This window comes from Stenotrophomonas sp. 96582_Sma (assembly GCF_056480905.1).
In genome coordinates, this window is record NZ_CM151122.1 from 2389938 (window position 1) to 2404930 (window position 14993).

At 64.5% G+C, this 14993-nt stretch carries 15 protein-coding genes; 3 read left to right on the forward strand and 12 right to left on the reverse strand.

Translation table 11 applies throughout. From position 1 onward, the window contains the following. Positions 1–20 precede the first annotated feature (20 nt). From ACZK2R_RS11110 to ACZK2R_RS11125, 4 genes are read right to left on the reverse strand one after another with little or no spacing between them, the layout of a single operon-like run. Positions 21–458, reverse strand: a complete 438-nt coding sequence (locus ACZK2R_RS11110) for a protein tyrosine phosphatase family protein (RefSeq protein WP_049430400.1) — start codon at positions 456–458, stop codon at positions 21–23. Next, entirely contained in the window at positions 455–886 is a 432-nt protein-coding gene (locus tag ACZK2R_RS11115) for a YeeE/YedE family protein (protein WP_046272483.1), read from the reverse strand. The genes ACZK2R_RS11110 and ACZK2R_RS11115 overlap by 4 nt, the downstream gene beginning before the upstream one ends. Beyond that, positions 883–1323 (reverse strand): YeeE/YedE family protein, encoded by a 441-nt coding sequence (locus ACZK2R_RS11120; RefSeq protein ID WP_005413386.1) that lies wholly within the window; start codon positions 1321–1323, stop codon positions 883–885. The genes ACZK2R_RS11115 and ACZK2R_RS11120 overlap by 4 nt, the downstream gene beginning before the upstream one ends. Next, a complete protein-coding gene (locus tag ACZK2R_RS11125) occupies positions 1320–2171 on the reverse strand; it encodes an MBL fold metallo-hydrolase (protein WP_005413385.1) in 852 nt (283 codons plus the stop codon). Before ACZK2R_RS11125 ends, ACZK2R_RS11120 begins: the two co-directional genes overlap by 4 nt. A gap of 266 nt (positions 2172–2437) precedes the next feature. Here ACZK2R_RS11125 and ACZK2R_RS11130 point away from each other — a divergent pair, with 266 nt between their 5' ends. Beyond that, on the forward strand, positions 2438–2737 hold the full coding sequence (locus ACZK2R_RS11130) for an ArsR/SmtB family transcription factor (RefSeq protein ID WP_032967187.1): 300 nt from the start codon (positions 2438–2440) through the stop codon (positions 2735–2737). Here the strand turns inward: ACZK2R_RS11130 and ACZK2R_RS11135 are convergent. The 4 genes from ACZK2R_RS11135 to ACZK2R_RS11150 all read right to left on the reverse strand — a co-directional run bounded on the left by ACZK2R_RS11135 (position 2716) and on the right by ACZK2R_RS11150 (position 6514). Further along, entirely contained in the window at positions 2716–3426 is a 711-nt protein-coding gene (locus ACZK2R_RS11135) for a DUF2238 domain-containing protein (protein WP_049430396.1), read from the reverse strand. The two genes, ACZK2R_RS11130 and ACZK2R_RS11135, sit on opposite strands and share 22 nt — an antisense overlap. Then, positions 3416–4255, reverse strand: coding sequence for a universal stress protein (locus tag ACZK2R_RS11140; RefSeq protein WP_049430394.1), 840 nt, complete (start codon positions 4253–4255; stop codon positions 3416–3418). Before ACZK2R_RS11140 ends, ACZK2R_RS11135 begins: the two co-directional genes overlap by 11 nt. Positions 4256–4275: 20 nt before the next feature. Next, positions 4276–5046: a universal stress protein gene (locus tag ACZK2R_RS11145; RefSeq protein WP_049447182.1), complete on the reverse strand. Its 771-nt coding sequence runs from the start codon at positions 5044–5046 to the stop codon at positions 4276–4278. Positions 5047–5134: 88 nt separating this feature from the next. Then, positions 5135–6514, reverse strand: coding sequence for an MgtC/SapB family protein (locus ACZK2R_RS11150; protein ID WP_080101814.1), 1380 nt, complete (start codon positions 6512–6514; stop codon positions 5135–5137). A 51-nt stretch (positions 6515–6565) separates the two neighbouring features. Here ACZK2R_RS11150 and ACZK2R_RS11155 point away from each other — a divergent pair, with 51 nt between their 5' ends. Continuing rightward, complete coding sequence (locus ACZK2R_RS11155) at positions 6566–7393, forward strand: universal stress protein (protein ID WP_049430389.1); 828 nt, start codon at positions 6566–6568, stop codon at positions 7391–7393. A 111-nt stretch (positions 7394–7504) separates the two neighbouring features. Further along, entirely contained in the window at positions 7505–8905 is a 1401-nt protein-coding gene (locus ACZK2R_RS11160; RefSeq protein ID WP_100443864.1) for an MBL fold metallo-hydrolase RNA specificity domain-containing protein, read from the forward strand. Positions 8906–9280: 375 nt separating this feature from the next. Here the strand turns inward: ACZK2R_RS11160 and ACZK2R_RS11165 are convergent, their stop codons facing one another. From ACZK2R_RS11165 to ACZK2R_RS11180, 4 genes are read right to left on the reverse strand one after another with little or no spacing between them, the layout of a single operon-like run. Beyond that, on the reverse strand, positions 9281–9556 hold the full coding sequence (locus ACZK2R_RS11165) for a hypothetical protein (protein ID WP_005413380.1): 276 nt from the start codon (positions 9554–9556) through the stop codon (positions 9281–9283). Then, on the reverse strand, positions 9553–12744 hold the full coding sequence (locus tag ACZK2R_RS11170; RefSeq protein ID WP_005413379.1) for an efflux RND transporter permease subunit: 3192 nt from the start codon (positions 12742–12744) through the stop codon (positions 9553–9555). The genes ACZK2R_RS11165 and ACZK2R_RS11170 overlap by 4 nt, the downstream gene beginning before the upstream one ends. Before the next feature lie 8 nt (positions 12745–12752). Next, a complete protein-coding gene (locus ACZK2R_RS11175; protein WP_021201906.1) occupies positions 12753–13703 on the reverse strand; it encodes an efflux RND transporter periplasmic adaptor subunit in 951 nt (316 codons plus the stop codon). Then, a complete protein-coding gene (locus ACZK2R_RS11180; protein ID WP_012480227.1) occupies positions 13700–14977 on the reverse strand; it encodes a TolC family protein in 1278 nt (425 codons plus the stop codon). The genes ACZK2R_RS11175 and ACZK2R_RS11180 overlap by 4 nt, the downstream gene beginning before the upstream one ends. Positions 14978–14993: the final 16 nt, after the last annotated feature.

Genomic DNA, 14993 nt, shown 5'->3' on the forward strand with positions numbered 1-14993 from the left:
GTTTCCATGTCAGTTGGCCGTTAGGCAGCGGAAGAGGGGGCGCCTCGCAGGCGCGAAGCAAGAGAGGACAGGTCGTAACCAGCCTCACCGGCAATGGACAGCACCTGTTCGGGCGTAGCTCCGCCGTTACGAACCTGGGATAGGGCCCATAGCGACGTCGAGCGGGTGCCGGTCCTGCAGTAAGCGACGATGGGTGCAGGCAGTTGTTCCAGCAGCACGCCAAACTGCTGCACATGTCCATCGGTGATGCCGCCAGGCACGACGGGCAGATAGGCAAAGCCCAGGCCCGCCCTGGAGCAGGCCGCCTGCAGTGCAAGGTGATCGGGCTGGTCCGGCTGCTCGCCGTCGGGTCTATTACAGATGACACTCGAGATGCCCGCCTTTTTCAAGGCAGGTATGTCGGTGGGAACCAGTTGGTCGGTCACATGCAAGCTCGGCGCAAGTGAGTGCAGATTCATGGCGAATTCTCTGTTGAGCGGGGACGGTGGAGGAGCCAGTGGAGGAGCATGCCGACGACCATGGCGGCCGCGAAAACGAGTGCAAAGGGTTGACCCGTTGGCAACAGTGCAATGGCCGGGCCCGGGCATACGCCTGCCAGCCCCCACCCAACGCCAAACACTGCCGCGCCAATGACCAGGTTCCGGTCGATCTGACGCTGATTGGGAATGTGCAGCGCCGCAGCGAGCACAGGAGCATTGCGTGCGCGGACCCATCGATAGGCGATCGCTGACGGAATCAGCGCCCCGGCCATGACAAGTGCCAGTGATGGATCCCACCTGCCTGTGACGTCAAGAAAGGCGAGTACGCGCGTGGGATTGGCCATGTCCGAGACGACCAGGCCCAGGCCAAACAAGGCGCCACACAGAACTGCCGCCAGCCGGATCATGTTCCGCCTCCGATCATCATGCGGACAACCGCCACGGTCGCCATGCCCATGAGCATGAAAACGCCCGTGGCAACCATGGAGCGTGGTGACAGCCTGGCCAGGCCGCAAACGCCGTGACCGCTCGTGCAGCCAGATCCGAGGCGGGTTCCAAAGCCGACCAGCAGCCCGGCCAACACCAACAACGGCGTAGCGGAGATTGAAAGCGACGGCAGCGAAATGGGCTTGACCGCGAGCGCCAGCCCGGACGCCACCAGCAGCCCTGCCAGGAACAGGGCCGACAAGGAGCGGTCGCCAGCGGACGACAGGCCAAGAGTGTTTGCAAGCAAGCCGGAGACGCCGGCAATGCGACCGGTCAGCAGCAGAAATCCACCCGCTGCCGTACCGATCATCAGGCCGCCGATGACGGGCCAGTACCACGCCAAAGAGGGGAGGGTCATAGCAGGTCCACCGGCAGTTTGAGGTAGCGCACCCCGTTGTCATCCGGGTCGGGCAGATGGCCCGCGCGCATGTTGACCTGCACTGAGGGCAGGATCAGGCGCGGCATGGGGAGCGTCGCGTCGCGGCTCTCACGCATCTCCACGAACATGTCCTCCGTCACACCTTGATGCACATGGATATTCGCGGTTCGTTCCGCGCCCATGGTGGTTTCCCATGCGAACCGATCCCGGCCCGTGGCCTTGTAGTCGTGGCAGAGGAACACCCGGGCGTCATCCGGCAGGGCCAGTAGACGTTGGATGGAGCGATAGAGCTGGCGGGCCGAGCCACCGGGGAAGTCGCAGCGGGCCGTGCCGTAGTCCGGCATGAACAGAGTGTCGCCCGGAAAGACCGCATCCCCGATGACGTAGGCCATGCACGCAGGGGTGTGGCCTGGCACGTGCAAGGCAGTTGCCTGGAGATTCCCAACGGTGAACTCCGCGCCATCGGCAAACAGATGGTCGAATTGGCTCCCGTCGCGCTTGAACTCCTTGCCAGCGTTGAAAACCTTGCCGAAGGTGTCCTGCACGCCGGTGATGTGCTCGCCAATGGCAAGCGTTCCGCCGACCCGCCGCTGCAACCACGGTGCAGCGGAAAGGTGATCGGCGTGGGCATGCGTTTCCAGCAGCCACTGAACCTGCAGCCCTTCGTCATGAATGTACTGGACCAGCGCCGCGGCGGAGTCGGTCGAGGTGCGTCCAGAGGGCATATCGAAATCAAGAACGCTGTCGATGATGGCGCACGCCGAAGACCGGGGGTCGCGTACCACGTGGCTGGCCGTAAAGGTGGCGGGGTCGAAGAACGTCTTCACGCAAGGCGAAGGCGTGTGGCCACTCGCGCTTCACGCACGATGTTTTGAGCTCTCTCCAATGAAGAATCGACGACGACAGGCCTGTTCACGACTCGCTCCCGGTGGTTGTATGATGGATATTAATACATACTTACGTAAACTATGTAAGTGCCGCTTCGTGTCCTTTGTCCGGTTCAGCTGGCGTGCGGATTAACAGGTACGCTCTAGCTCTCCTTTCTGGTGAACCGCTCTTGACCAACCGCCTCACCGCCAACAACCTGGCCGACATGAAGGAACGGGCGCCTGAAGTGGCCGAGTTGCTGCGCTTCATGGCCACGCCGTCGCGTCTGCTGTTGCTTTGTCAGCTGTCCCAAGGGGAGTCGACCGTCGGCGCCCTCGAGGAGGCCACCGGCATCCGACAGCCGGCCCTTTCCCAGCAGCTCGCCGAACTGCGTCAACGGCATCTGGTGACGACCCGGCGAGAGTCACGTTCAGTCTTCTATCGCATCAATGACAGCCGCGTTGAGGCGATGCTGGTTGCCATGCACAGGATCTTCTGCGTGGATCAGTCCGACGACCGGGAGTGAGCAGACGTGGCGTGCCGTACGCTGGCACCCACCGCGCTGATGATCGCTCCAGCCGACGCCAACAGCACATCCTTGTGCGCATCCCACACGTCGCCCTGGATGCCGAGATAAGCCATTCCAAGGTCCTGGTCGACCACCAGAACCGCGCCCCATTCGATCAGTTCATAGGCAGCGGACGTGGCGACGATGAACTGAGTGGCAATCAGGGTCAGCGTCAGCTCGCTGGCCACAGCACGCCTTGCGTAGAGCTCTCTCGCCGCGGGAAAGACCAATACGCCGTAGGCGAGGTGAACGAGTCTGTCGAAATGGTTGCGATCCCAGCCGAACAGGTCGGTGATCCTGTAGCCCGCAAGTTTCTGCGCCCAAGCGTCGTAAGGGACTTCCGAGTACGTAAAATGAGCGCCCACGGCATGCAGGCACAGAAAAAGCAGAAGCGAGACATTGGTTGCGGGCCGGAACGGGCGCTTCCACTGCTGGAAGACAACGTAGGGAATGGCGATGAATACCAGCAGATTCTCCAGCAACCAGTCGCGCCGGTGGTAGGGTTCGACTGCGGCAAGCAGCCAGCACCCTATGTAGATTCCAAGGCAGAACAGCGCGAAGCGCCAGGAGTCCGACTGCGTGCTCCCCAATCTGCCTTTCGCCGCTGCCGAGGCACGATCCTGGCGTTGGGGGTACTCAATGGGCATAAAGGACCGGAATGGTCGCCCCCTGCAATAGCTCCATCGTCATCCCTCCGATGGTCCGCTCGCGCAGGCGGGAGTGTCCGTATCCGCCAACCACGATCAACGTCGCCTTGGTCGCGCGGGCGTGATCGAGCAGGACCTCGCTGGAACGGCGGTGTCTGGCAAGCAGCCGGGTGGCCGATGCGGCGATGCCCCAGCTCCGGAGGTGTTCAATGAGGGAAGCTGTGACAGTGCCAGCAGCACCCTCCATCTCGTCCGAATGGCTGCATATCTCCACCAGAAGGACAGTCTGCACCTGCTGTAGCAATGGGATCGCGCTGTGCAGGGCGCGGCATGCGTTTGGGGTGTCTTTCCAACCCACAATCGCACACGAGTGGTCGCTTGCCCGCCAATGCGGCGGCACCACCACAACGGGCCTTCCCGCGTCAAAAAGCAGCGCATTGAACAGGGCCACGCCCGCTGGGTCGGCCTTGGCGAATCCTGACCAGCCCCCGACAATGGCCAGATCCGCAGAGAAGGCCAGTCGAGCGGCGAGCTCTGCAGGAGATTCAATGCCCGCTTCGTGAACTTCTACGGAAACACCAGGGTGCTCTGCGATTCTGGCCCTGATCCTTGAGGCTCTTTCCGAGGCCTCCCGCCGACATGCGTCCTGGGCAGCCAGGAACGATGCGCGGGGCGTCGGATCAGCAGTCCCGATCGCCGGCGGAGGCAGGTCGACCGTTTCGATGATGCGCACCCGCGCGTCCTGCGACCTGCCGATCTCGACGGCGAAGCGGATGGCCGCGTCATCTGCTGATGAGTCTGACAAAGGCACAAGAATATCCTTCAACATGGCTCTGGCATCCTGGTGCGTCAACGTGACAGGAACAGGGGCGTGAGGGTGCGCTCGAAGAGCTCCCTCGTCGTTCCCCCCAGCAGCCATTCGCGCGCGCGCGAATGGCCATAGGCGCCGCAGACGAGTAGATCCGCCTGGCTATCAAATGCGTGGCCCAGTAGCGCTTCAGCCACGCTCCCCCCATCTGACGACACGGGAGTAAATATCGCTTCTCGCCCCTGCCGCATCAGACTGTTGATGAACGCCTGAGCATGTTCATTGACCCGGTCACTTCCGTCCACGGTGGTAACCACAAGGGCACACGCGAAATCCAATCTCAGGAAATCATGTGCCGCGCGAGCGGATTCGGGGGTTGCACTCCAGCCGATGACGGCCCGCTTGAAGATTCCGTCGAAACGGGTTCTCCCTGGCAATGCCAGGATGGGGCGTCCGGATCGGCTAACCAGTGAAGAGAACTGAGCATGTTGCAGCCTGCGCTCGGCGTGGTCATGTCCGGCGCACGCCATTATCACCTGGTCGAAACCCTGTGCGCGCAGGGCAATCGCGTCCACAGGACGTTCCGCGCGCCCGTCCTCGATCTGGATGTCATGCGGAACGCTCCACTGCGCAACCCGGCGCAAGAGCGTGGCGACTCTGGGCGGGACTTCGGCGCGTGCAACGTCGGGCAAGGGAGATTCCACTGGCTGCACCAGCGTGATGTGCCCGCCACGGGCGCCGACAAGCGCTGCTGCCAGCTGCATGGCAGAAGCATCAGCGGGCGTATCCGTCAAAGGGACAAGAATATCCATCTTGGCTGTTGGACACAGAGGCCGGCGTTGCCCCGCATTCTCCGCCAGTCCTGCACGGAGATATTGACGTGGGTCAAGGTGTTGACGATCACCCGCTACGCCCGGCGGCCACAGCGAACGTTCCGACGATCAGGCTGGTCCCGATCAACAACGGAGCAGAGAAGCGCCATCCGCCCCTTGCCGCGGCGATCAAGCATTTCAGCAATGAGTTGGTCGCGAGTGCGATGGTGATCGCCTGTATCGCGATACCGTTGCTGATCCGCTCCGCACCAACCATCTGGGCGGCAGAGGCGGTGGCGGCATGTACGTCGGCAATGCCGGAGATGCCCAGAGTCCAGGGCAGGCTCTCGTCACCCAGCCAGTCTCGCAGCAGACTTGCTGCCAGAAGCAGAATGACGATCAGCCCAACAAAAACCACGATCGCCAACGGTTTGAATGGCCGCACGATGGCCAGCCCGGACACCGCTGAGGTACTGAGCAAGGACCGCCATCCGAATGCCAATGCTATCCCCATGGCCACGATTGCCGAGCAGACCAGCGGGACCATGCTGTAGGCGAGTAATGCAGGTGCCAGCGTGCCCATTACCAGGCCCAACTGCAGAATCATGGCCACGTTGGAAAGCAAGGCTGCTCCTGCGAATGCAGGCGCCAGCCGGGGCGACGACCGCGCCCCGTCCGCCATTGCCGCGATGGTGGCGGTACTGGAGACAAACCCACCGGCGAAGCCGGTCAAGGCCAAGGCCGACCGGGGCCCCAGATGGCGTAGCGCCAGGTGCGCTCCGACGCTGACTGCCATCAGCGCCACGATGAGTGTGCCGAGCCGACTCGGGTTGATGACTTCCCAAGGGTCGACGGTGCGGTCTGGAAGCAAGGGAAGAATCAGAAAGCCAGCAACCAGCACCGTTGCGACGTCCCGAAGCTCACGGCTGGAAACCTTCGCATTCACCTTCCGTATCAGGGCAGGGCCCCCAACCAGTATCACCAGGATGGCACTGCCGGCGAGGATCGCCGTTGCAGGTGCGCTTACCGCAATGGCGCCTACCAGATACAGGGCAGGCAGCACAATCAGACTGGCCGCGGCTGCCTGGGAGTGTCGTGGGCGAGGGCAGACTGCCAGGCCCAGCAGCACTGCGCCAGCTACCAGCGCCGCGCCTCCCAGCAGCGCTCCCAACCCGCCTGAGATCGCGACCAGCGCAAGCACAACACTGCCCCCAAAGCGCGTGTGGGCCGCCGCCATCCTCCCGCCTGCTCGCTGCCAGGCCAGTCCAACAAGGGCGCCCACGACAGAGGCGGTAATCAGCCCCGCGGCGGTGCCTGCCGGATCCTGGACGATGCTCAGCATTTTTGGTTGCCCACTGGAATCGGTCAATGGCGATTCTGCTCGGGCATTTGTCCAGAACGAATCCCGGGATGACTTGATCCAAGTCAACGATCCAGGGGAACTTTCGTTGACTTCGATCAAGTTCATTCGTCGCGCGGGGCTCAAGCTAACGACTCCTTCACCCCGGGGAGACCGATCATGTACTGCGACATTCTGCTGCCCTTCGTCTTGGGGCGCCTGCACGAGCAGGCGTTGGGTCTGGCCACGGCGCTTTCGCGTGAGCAGGGGAGCCGTCTGGTAGCTCTGGCTGGGGCCAGTGTAGTTGTGCCGGTAGCGACGGGTTGGATGTACTACCCTGCCGTCTACACCGCTCTGCACGAGCCGGCCAAGGAAACGGTCAGGATGCTTGCCACGTCGCTGGAGGAGCGGCTGGCGGGCGCAGGGGTAGATTGGCTCGTGTCCGCGAACGAGAGGGTGTGGGAGGGGCCTGTGGATCAGGTGATGCCTCAGTCACGATGCGTTGACCTGACCATCTTGGGGTTGCATCGCGATGACCCCGGCATTGAGGACACGCTTGTCTCCTCGTTGCTGGTGGAATCGGGCGTGCCGCTGCTGCTCGTGCCACCGGAAGCACGCGATGCGGTGCCGCGTGACGTTGTAATTGCATGGAAAAGCACGAGGGAATCCATTCGCGCGGTCCATGATGCCTTGCCGTTGCTTGTCGCTGCACAGCGTGTACACCTGTTGTCTATCGATGCCGGTCCCGGCGAACCCAGCAGGGAGAAAGACGCGACTCTGCGCCTGGTGACTCATCTACAGCGCCACGGCGTCTCAGCCTCGCCTGTGCACCGCGGCTATGAGGAAGGTGGAGCAGGACCGGCCATACTGAACTTCGTGAAGGAGAGCGGCGCCGATTGCATTGTCGCCGGCGGCTACGGCAGATCCCGTGCCTCGGAATTCCTGTTTGGCGGCGTTACCCGCACACTGATCCGGCACAGTCCGATACCAGTATTTCTCGCCCACTGAGATCGGCGTGAAGCCCGCTGGCCACCCAGTTCTCCCGTACCGGGCATCGGCTGCCGAGCAACGCCGGCTTGGCCTGCCGCACGGCTGATCCAACGCCCTCCCAGGTGATCCATGTACGTGAACAATCCGCCTCACGATGCAACCCGCCTCAGTGTCTCGTTCCTGGGCGGCACGGATACTGTCACCGGCTCACGCTACCTGATAGAGGCCGGTGGCGCCCGCGTCATGGTGGATTGCGGGCTCTTCCAGGGATACAAACCGCTGCGATTGCGGAACTGGCTACCGTTTCCGGTGGATCCCGCATCCATTGATGCGGTGGTGCTCACCCACGCGCACCTGGATCACAGCGGATATCTGCCACGACTGATGAAGCAGGGATTCCATGGATCCGTGTGGTGCACACCGGCCACCCGGGATCTATGCAGGACACTTCTCCCCGACGCCGCGCGCCTGCTGGAGGAGGAGGCGCGCCACGCCAATCAGCGTGGCAGCTCGAAACACCATCCGGCCGAGCCGCTCTACACCGAGGAGGATGCGCAACGGTGCCTGGATCTAATGCGCGTCGTCTACTTTTCCGATCCCTTTGAACCGGTGCCTGGCGTAACGGCTACGTTTCGCAAACAGGGACACATCCTTGGCGCCGCATCGGTATCGCTGATCCATCGGGGCAGGCGCATCACGTTCAGTGGTGATGTCGGTCGTTCGAACGATCCGGTGATGCGCCCTCCCTGGGCGCTGCCGGCATCGGATTGGGTCGTGGTCGAATCGACATACGGCAATCGGCGCCATCCGACGACGTCTTTGACGGACCTGCTTATCGAGCCGATCCGGCGCACCCTCGGGCGGGGTGGAGTGGTGATGATACCGGCGTTCGCGGTGGGGCGCGCCCAGCTCTTGTTGCACGTGATCGCCACCCTGCAGGCGGAAGGGCGGATTCCGCGCGCCCCGATCTACTTGAACAGCCCCATGGCAAAGGACGTCACCTTGCTCTATGGGAAATACAGAAACGAACATCTGCTGGATGACGCCGCACTGGAGCGGTTGCACGCGGCAACCCGGCTCGTCAATAGCATCGAGGAATCCAAGGCTCTCAACCTTCGGCAAGGCCCTATGATCATCGTCGCGGGTAGTGGAATGCTGACCGGGGGACGCATTCTTCATCATCTCATCGCCTTTGGCCCGGATTGTCGCAACATGATCCTTTTGCCAGGCTTCCAGGCAGGGGGAACGCGCGGGGCGGCATTGGTGCGCGGTGACAAGTTACTGCGAATCTATGGTCAGGACGTGCCGATACGTGCCGAGGTGGTACAGGTGGAAGCAGCTTCTGCCCACGCCGACGCCGATGAACTTCTAAGCTGGCTGCGCACGGCACAGACGACTCCGCGGCGGGTTTTCATCACACACGGAGAGCCAGACGCTGCCGACGCTCAGAGGTTAGCCATTGAGCGGCAGCTGCATTGGTCTGCATGCATCCCCGAGTACTTACAGCACATTGATCTCGACCCGGGCTGAGTAAGGTCCGGCATGGCTGCAGACGCCGTAGTTCGTTGGCGCCCGTCGGCATGGGCGGAGAGTGCGAATCTTCTGAAAAACGGGATACTTTCGTGACACACCTTGTTTTCCGCGATTGGGTTGAAGCAGCTCTCGGGCTCGCAGACGCGTTGAGTGCGTACAAGCGAACCCGAGCATCGCTACTTGCTGTTTCGTGTACCGTGCTGCCCATGGGACGCCTCATCGCAGATTCGCTTGGGGCGCAGCTTAGGCTCGCGGTAATAGCTGACGTGCGTGCGGCAAAGCGTGGCCTTTGTGTATGCCGGCGCGTGCGCGTTGCCGGGTCATCAGCTCTATGCGCCTGCCAGCGCAGACGCATAGAGCCAGGGGCTGCGATCACATCTTCTTTAACGGCACCGCGGTGGGCGGCGGCGGTACCGGGCCCGGGTCGTTGAAACACAGCATGATCTGATCGATGCCGAATTGATCGGCCAGGACCTGGGCAATCACAGCATGCACCAGGTCCAGGTCGACCGAGGGCGCAGCGACGGTGATGGTGGCCGCGATCGCACGGCCATGCTCACCGGCGACCAGGCGCAGGTCGTCCACCGCTTTCACGCCCGGGTCGGTAAACATCGCCGCACGGACCTGTTCCAGGTTGAGCTCGTTCATGGGGACTCCAAAGCAGTGCTACCGGCGCGGGGAGCTCGGTCGCGATGCAGCCAACGATAGAGCACCGGCAGCACCAACAAGGTCAATGCGGTGGATGAGACGATGCCGCCGATGACGACAGTGGCCAGCGGCCGCTGCACTTCCGAGCCAGCACCGACATTCAAGGCCATGGGTAGGAAGCCCAGCGAGGCTACCAGGGCGGTCATCAACACCGGTCGCAGGCGTCCAAGGGCGCCGTCGCGCACAGCGTCGTCTAGCGGATCGCCCTGTTCGCGCAGACGGCGGATGAAGGCGATCATGACCAGCCCGTTGAGTACGGCCACGCCCGACAGCGCGATGAAGCCCACGCCGGCAGAGATCGACAACGGAATCCCGCGCAGAGCCAGTGCCAGCACACCGCCGGTCAGCGCCAGCGGCACGCCACTGAACACAATGGCCGCATCCTTGGCCGAGCCGAAGGCCATGAATAGCAGAGCGAAGATCAACGCCAGTGTCACCGGAACGACCACGCCCAGGCGTTGGGTGGCCGAGATCAGCTGCTCGAAGGTGCCGCCGTAATCGATCCAGTAGCCCTCTGGAAGCGCGACATCCTGGCCGATGCGTGTGCGCAACTCGCCGACGAACCCGCCCAGATCGCGCTCGCGCACGTTGGCGGTGATCACCACGCGGCGCTTGCCGTTCTCGCGGTTGATCTGATTGGGCCCGCGCTCTACCTGGATCTTCGCCACTTCCCGCAGCGGCACCGTGCGAGGCCCCCCATTGGCGCCGGCGGCCAGACGGCTGGACTCATCGACACTGGTGCTTGCCGGCAGCGGAATGGGCAGATCTGCCAGCACAGCGGGGTCTTGGCGCTGCGCTTCGGGCAGGCGCACGACCAGGTCGAAGCGGCGGTCGCCCTCGATCAACTGGCCGGCAACACTGCCCCCAATGGCGGTGGCCACCGTTTCCTGCACATCGCCCGGGTTCAGGCCATACCGTGCCAATGCCGCCGGATCTGGCGTGATGGTCAGCAGCGGCAGGCCGGAGACCTGCTCGGCCTTGACGTCTTCGGCGCCGGGGACGCTACGCATGACCCGCTCGACCCGGCTGGCCAGGCGCGTCAACTGGTCAAGGTTGTCGCCGTAGACCTTGACCGCCACGTCCGAACGGACGCCGGAGATCAACTCGTTGGTGCGCATCTGGATGGGCTGGGTGAACTCGTAGTTGCTGCCCGGGATTTCCTTGGCCGCCGCCTCCAGCTCTTCCACCAGCTCGGCCTTGGGCTTGCGCGGGTCGGGCCACTGGTCGCGGGGCTTGAGCATCAGGAAGGTGTCGGCCATCGACGGCGGCATAGGATCGGTGGCCACCTCGGCGGTGCCGATCTTGGAGAAGATGTTGGCCACCTCCGGGAACTGGGCCAGGCGCTTCTCCAGCGTTTCCTGCATGGCCACCGACTGCTCCAAGCTGGTGCCGGGAATACGCATGGGCTGCAAGGTGATGTCGCCCTCATCCAGGCTCGGCACGAACTCCGAACCCAAGCGGGTGGCCAGCACGCCACAGCCCACCACCAGCACGGCCGCGCCGGCCAGCACCACCACGCGCCGACGCAGGGCCCAATCCAGCAGCGGCGTATAACGGGCGCGCGACCAGCGCATCAGGCGGTTGTCGTGCTCAGCCACACGGCCGCGCAGGAAGCTGGCGATCGCTGCCGGCACAAAGGTCAGCGACAACACCATGGCACCGGTCAGGGCCAGCACCACCGTGATCGCCATCGGGTGGAACATTTTTCCTTCCACCCCGGACAGCGCGAAGATCGGCAGGTAGACCGCGGCGATGATGCCCAGGCCAAACAGGCTGGGACGGATCACCTCGGCGGTGGCCGAGGCGGTCAGGTCATAGCGCTCTTCATCATTGAGCTGGCGGCCCAGCGCGTGCTGCGCCTCCCCGAACCGGCGTAGGCAGTTCTCGATGATGATCACCGCACCGTCCACGATCAGGCCGAAGTCCAGCGCGCCCAGGCTCATCAGGTTGCCCGACACGCCGCCACGCACCATGCCGATGATGGTGAACAGCATCGCCAGCGGAATCACCGCCGCAGTGATCAACGAGGCGCGCACATTGCCCAGCAGCAGGAACAGCACCACCACCACCAGCAGCGCGCCCTCGATCAGGTTCTTGGACACCGTGCCGATGGTGCGGTCCACCAGCGCCGTGCGGTCATAGACGGCCTTGGCATGGACGCCGGCAGGCAAGCTGGCGTTGGCAGCGTCCAGCTTGGCCGCGGCCGCCTGGGAGACTTCCCGGCTGTTGGCGCCAAACAGCATGAAGGCGGTACCGACCACGACCTCGTGGCCATTCTGGGTGGCCGCGCCCGTGCGCAGCTCCTTGCCTTCGCCCACGCTAGCGACGTCGCGCACCCGGATGGGCACACCATCGCGGCGATCCAGCACGATGTTGCCGATCGCATCCAGATTCGCCAGCTGGCCAGGCACGCGCACCAGGAACTGCTGTCCATTGCGCTCGATGTAGCCGGCACCGATGTTCTGGTTGTTGCGCATGACCGCGGCGACCACGTCGTTCAACGTAAAGCCCAGCGCCACCAACTGGGCCGGATCCGGGGTGATGTGGATCTGCCGCTCGAAGCCGCCGATGGTGTTGACCTCGGTGACGCCGGGCGTGGTGCGCAGCTGCGGCCGGATCACCCAGTCCTGCAGGGTGCGCAGGTCCGTGGCGGTGTACGGGGTGCCGTCGGGCTTGCGAGCGTTGGGCTCGGCCTCCACGGTGTACATGAAGATCTCGCCCAACCCGGTGGAGATCGGCCCCATTTCCGGGTCCAATCCGTCGGGCAGCTGGGAAGCGATCTGCTGCAGGCGCTCGGCGACCTGCTGGCGGGCAAAGTACAGGTCGGTGCCGTCCTTGAACACCACGGTGACCTGCGAAAGCCCGTAGCGCGACAGCGAGCGGCTGTAGTCCAGCTTGGGCAGACCGGCCATGGCCGTTTCGATGGCAAAGGTGACCCGTTGTTCGGCCTCCAGCGGCGAGTAACCCGGGGCCTGGGTGTTGATCTGGACCTGGACGTTGGTGATGTCGGGTGTGGCGTCAATGGAAAGGTGACGGTAGCTCCACACGCCCAGCGCAACCAGCGCAGCGGTGAGCACTAGCGTCAGCCAGCGATGGCGGATGGACAGCCCAATGAGGCGTTCGAGCATGGCGGGCCTCATTCTTCTTCCACGGTGGACTTTTCGATGTCGGCCTTGATCAGGAAGCTTTGGGCCACCACCACCTGTTCACCGGCCTTGAGGCCTTCCAGCACTTCGGCGCGTTCGGCGTCGCGGCGCCCCAGCTTCACCGGCCGGGTGTGGTAGGTTTCGCCCTGCTGCACGTAGACCACGTCCTGGTCTTCTGCGGTCTGCAGCGCCGTGATCGGCACCACCAACGCTGCCGATTGGCGATCCACGGTGACCCGCGCCTTGACCGCCGACCCCGGCCGCCACAGGCCATCGGTGTTGGCCACCGTGCCGCGCGCAATGGTGCTTTGGCTGGCGGTGGCGGTGCCGGGCAGGACGCGCTCCAAGGTGGTCTGTGCGGTGACGCCATCGCTCAAGCGGGTAACCGTCACCGGCACGCCAGCACCGATGTGCTGGGCGTCGGCGCCGAAGATGTGCAGGTCCACCCACAGCGTGGACAGGTCGGCGACCTCAAACAGCGGCGCGCCCTCAGCGGCGGCCATGCCTACGGCGGCCGTGCGCGCCATGACCACGCCACTGATCGGCGCGGTGACGGTATAGGTGGTCAGGCTCAGGTTGCTCTCTACCGTGGCCAGTGCCTGGCCGGCCCGTACCTGATCACCCACGCCCGCACGCACGGAGCGGACCGGTCCGGGGAAGCGTGCCGTGACCTGCGCGATGCGACCGTCAATCGGGGTCAACAGCCCTTGCACCTCATGCTCGTCAGCAATCTCACCGGGGCCTGCCGGTGCGACCTGGATACCCGCTGCCTGCGCAGCTTTGGCGGCAATCTTGGTTTCCAGCGGCGCTTCCTCGTGCTCGCCGTGCTCTTCGCCCTCAGCGGCGGCGCCGCCTTCGGACGCTTCGTTGGGGGCCGACGCGTTGCAGGCGGCCAGCATCATCAGGGCCATGCCCAGTGCGGTCCAGGAAAAGCGATTCATGGGGTCTCTCCGGTGGAAGCAGCCGCCGGCGGCGCGACAAGCGCCTGGCCGGTCAGGCGTTGAATTTCGATCAGGGCGCGCTGCGCATCGAGCGCCACGTCCAGCTGCTGCTGGGCCATGGCCGTGCGTTCGGACTGCAGCTGTGCCCATTCCAGGTAGCTGATCGCGCCGGCGCGATAGGCGCGCTCGGCGGCCTGCTCAGCCCGGGCCAACTTCGGCAGCACCTCGCCTTGCAGCCGTGCCACCTCGGCCTGCGCCACGGTGTAGCGACCATGGGCTTCGACCAGCGTGGAATACAGCGACAGGCCCTTGGCCTCGCGCTCGATCGTCAGAACCTCCAGCTCGGCTTCGCCGGCGCGGATCTCCGGCTGCGCGCGGCTGCGGCTGCCCAGTGGCATGGACAGGCTGGCCACCAGCGCGGTGTCGTCAGTCTCCTGCAGGCGGCGCACGCCCAGCTGCCACGACAAGTCCGGCGAGGCCGCCGAACGCGCCAGCTGCAGTCGTGCCTGCGCGATCCGGCGGGCATCGGCAAACTGCGCCAACTCGGGAGTGCGCTCCAATTCCTCGGCCAGCGACTGCATGGACGCGATCGCCGGCAGGGTCATGGGATCCGCCGCGGCCACCTCGAAGCTCGGAGCACGTTCGCCCCAGAGGGCAGCAAGGTGCTGCCGGGCGGCAATGCGCTGCTGCTCGGCCCGATCACGGGTCAATTCTGCTCTCGCCAGTGCTGCTTGTGCGGTGAGCATCACCGATTCGGGAGACGCGCCAGCCTGCAGGCGCTGCCGGGCAGCGGCGACGGTCCGCTGGCGCTGGCCGACATCCATGTTCGCCAGGCTGCGTTGCCGGTCGGCACCGACAACGGCCAAATAGCGCTGCGCCGTCTCGGCGAGCAGGTCCAGCCGCCCGGTCTCGCGCTGCACGGCCAGTGCATCAATCCGGCTTTGGGCCAAGGTGCGGCGGGCGTCGAGCTTGCCGCCGCGCTCCAGGACCGAGCTCAGGCTCAAGGTCAACTCCGCGCTGTCCAGGCCACGGGCCGCGCCCGTGCCCAGCGCATTTTCAACCTCCGCCCCCAACGTCCACGGTGGCCGCTGCACGGCCTGGTCGCGCTCGGCAGCGAGCACCGTGGCTCGCGCATCGACCAGGCGCAGCTCGGGGTGGGTTTGGGCCACGCGTGCAAACGCGTCGTCCAAGGTCATCAGCTCTTCTGCTGTCGCCGGCGTTGCCGCCGCGCTCAACAGTAGCCACGCGGCCAGGGCCGCCAATCGCACATGCATGAAGTACTCCAGAATT

Excerpts from the sequence above, each read along its gene's own strand:
- ACZK2R_RS11145 (WP_049447182.1), bottom strand. The coding sequence starts at position 5,046 with ATGGATATTCTTGTCCCTTTGACGGATACGCCCGCTGATGCTTCTGCC.
- ACZK2R_RS11140 (WP_049430394.1), bottom strand. The coding sequence starts at position 4,255 with ATGTTGAAGGATATTCTTGTGCCTTTGTCAGACTCATCAGCAGATGAC.
- ACZK2R_RS11110 (WP_049430400.1), bottom strand. The coding sequence starts at position 458 with ATGAATCTGCACTCACTTGCGCCGAGCTTGCATGTGACCGACCAACTG.
- ACZK2R_RS11115 (WP_046272483.1), bottom strand. The coding sequence starts at position 886 with ATGATCCGGCTGGCGGCAGTTCTGTGTGGCGCCTTGTTTGGCCTGGGC.
- ACZK2R_RS11165 (WP_005413380.1), bottom strand. The coding sequence starts at position 9,556 with ATGAACGAGCTCAACCTGGAACAGGTCCGTGCGGCGATGTTTACCGAC.
- ACZK2R_RS11150 (WP_080101814.1), bottom strand. The coding sequence starts at position 6,514 with ATGAACTTGATCGAAGTCAACGAAAGTTCCCCTGGATCGTTGACTTGG.
- ACZK2R_RS11170 (WP_005413379.1), bottom strand. The coding sequence starts at position 12,744 with ATGCTCGAACGCCTCATTGGGCTGTCCATCCGCCATCGCTGGCTGACG.
- ACZK2R_RS11180 (WP_012480227.1), bottom strand. The coding sequence starts at position 14,977 with ATGCATGTGCGATTGGCGGCCCTGGCCGCGTGGCTACTGTTGAGCGCG.
- ACZK2R_RS11175 (WP_021201906.1), bottom strand. The coding sequence starts at position 13,703 with ATGAATCGCTTTTCCTGGACCGCACTGGGCATGGCCCTGATGATGCTG.
- ACZK2R_RS11155 (WP_049430389.1), top strand. The coding sequence starts at position 6,566 with ATGTACTGCGACATTCTGCTGCCCTTCGTCTTGGGGCGCCTGCACGAG.
- ACZK2R_RS11120 (WP_005413386.1), bottom strand. The coding sequence starts at position 1,323 with ATGACCCTCCCCTCTTTGGCGTGGTACTGGCCCGTCATCGGCGGCCTG.
- ACZK2R_RS11130 (WP_032967187.1), top strand. The coding sequence starts at position 2,438 with ATGAAGGAACGGGCGCCTGAAGTGGCCGAGTTGCTGCGCTTCATGGCC.
- ACZK2R_RS11160 (WP_100443864.1), top strand. The coding sequence starts at position 7,505 with ATGTACGTGAACAATCCGCCTCACGATGCAACCCGCCTCAGTGTCTCG.
- ACZK2R_RS11135 (WP_049430396.1), bottom strand. The coding sequence starts at position 3,426 with ATGCCCATTGAGTACCCCCAACGCCAGGATCGTGCCTCGGCAGCGGCG.